Annotated in this window: 2 protein-coding genes and 1 pseudogene; 1 reads left to right on the top strand and 2 read right to left on the bottom strand. The window is 35.6% G+C overall.

Going from position 1 to position 1,615, the window contains the following annotated elements; all coding sequences use genetic code 11:
- Positions 1-44: 44 nt before the first annotated feature.
- Positions 45-647 (bottom strand): nitroreductase family protein, encoded by a 603-nt coding sequence (locus tag FD31_RS13735; RefSeq protein ID WP_057893326.1) that lies wholly within the window; start codon positions 645-647, stop codon positions 45-47.
- 87 nt (positions 648-734) lie between these two features.
- The gene (gene tnpA, locus FD31_RS13730) at positions 735-1,163 is read right to left on the bottom strand and encodes an IS200/IS605 family transposase (protein WP_057893325.1); all 429 of its coding nucleotides are present in this window, start codon (positions 1,161-1,163) and stop codon (positions 735-737) included.
- Positions 1,164-1,219: 56 nt separating this feature from the next.
- On the opposite strand from tnpA, the pseudogene FD31_RS14600 reads away from it, so the two are divergent.
- A pseudogene (locus FD31_RS14600) lies at positions 1,220-1,414 on the top strand (helix-turn-helix domain-containing protein); the annotation flags it as partial.
- Positions 1,415-1,615: the final 201 nt, after the last annotated feature.

The following is a 1,615-nucleotide window of genomic DNA, read 5'->3' as shown; positions in this document are numbered from 1 at the left end:
AGGACTTTTGTCACAGCCCCTTTCTCTAACTAATCTTTTTTTAATTACATAAATTCTGTTACATCATTAACGTTATAACGGACTGATTTAGTAAATGTTCCTTCTGGTTTGCCGATAGCAATGGCTGTAATTGGGATATAACGTTTGCTGTCTAAGCCAAAAGCATCAACGACTTTATCAAAGAAGTAACCTGACATTGGGTTGGCCTCGTAACCGTGAGCTCTAGCAACGAGTAGTAATTGCATGGCTGCCATACTACCATCGATTGTAGCGTCTTTTTCCAAGAAACTTCTGTCGGCATGTTCATATAAAGGTAAGAAGGTCTTGAATATTTTGTCACGTTCCTCGGCAGTGATTTGACCATTCTCACAAGCTTTATTCCAAACATCACGATACTTCAGATGCGATTCAGTATCTCCTAAAACGAAAATAACTGCTGAAGCACTATCAACTTGTGAGTAATTGAATGGCATCATTACTGAGTGAGCCTTTTCCTTACCTTTAGCATCATCACAGACAACGAAGTGCCATGATTGCAAATTACATGCTGAAGGGGCTGAGATAGCTTCCTCAAGCATTTCCGAAATCTCTTCACGAGGAATTACCACATCACTTTGAAATTTTCGATATGAGTGACGATTCAACATAATATCCTTAAAATCGTTATTTACAAAAGTTGCTAATTGAGAAAGCTCGGTAATTCATTTCCGAGATGAATCAATGTCTTGATCAACTTACTCCTTTCCAGTAGGTTTTCCATTATTATATTTTGTCACTTGTGAATTAATATATTGATTCACTATTTCTTTAGAAACATTGCCTAAGGTACTCATAAAATAACTTGGCGACCATAGGTGTCCGCCCCAAAGTTGTATCTTTGTTTCTGGGTAATGTTTGAACCACATTCTTGCTGAAGTTCCCTTTAATGATTTGACTATTGATGATGGTGTCATATCTGGTGGAAAACTTATCATCATATGAACGTGATCGGGCATAATTTCGATATTATTGACCTCGATACCATATCTTTCCGATATTTTAAGAAGAATATTTTTCATATCATTTCTTCTTATATCGTTTGTAAACACCTGTTTTCGGTACTTTGTTGTCCATACTAGATGGAAGTTAAAATCATATACTTTTGTTCGCTTTTTTACTAACATATGTATCTCCATGATGTTACAATATGTCCACATTATAACAGGCAGGAGGTGAACATATGACACAAAAGGGAATAAAACTTCGTATATATCCTTCTGAATTTCAAATTCAAAGTATCGAAAGAAATTTCGGCTGTGTACGGAAAGTTTGGAACTTAATGTTAGCTATGCACAAAGACCGCTATGAAAATAATCCTGATTGTAAGTTTGTATCTCAGTATGATATGGATAAGCTCTTACCACTATTAAAAATANTTCAAAGAACATGCCGGTTATCCAAAATTCAAAAGTAGAAAATACCCACGTCAAAGCTACCGTTCAAAATGTGTCAATCACAATATTATGCAGATTAATAAGTCCCACATTAAACTTCCTAAACTTGGAGAAATGAAATTTAAGTGTGGTAGGGATATCCCCGAAGTTATAAAGTCAGTTACTATCCGTAGAAGTCCAGC

This window comes from Companilactobacillus nantensis DSM 16982 (genome assembly GCF_001435815.1).
GTDB lineage: Bacteria > Bacillota > Bacilli > Lactobacillales > Lactobacillaceae > Companilactobacillus > Companilactobacillus nantensis.
The sequence above is the reverse complement of the archived record's forward strand: the minus strand, read 5'-3'. Positions and strand labels throughout refer to the sequence as shown.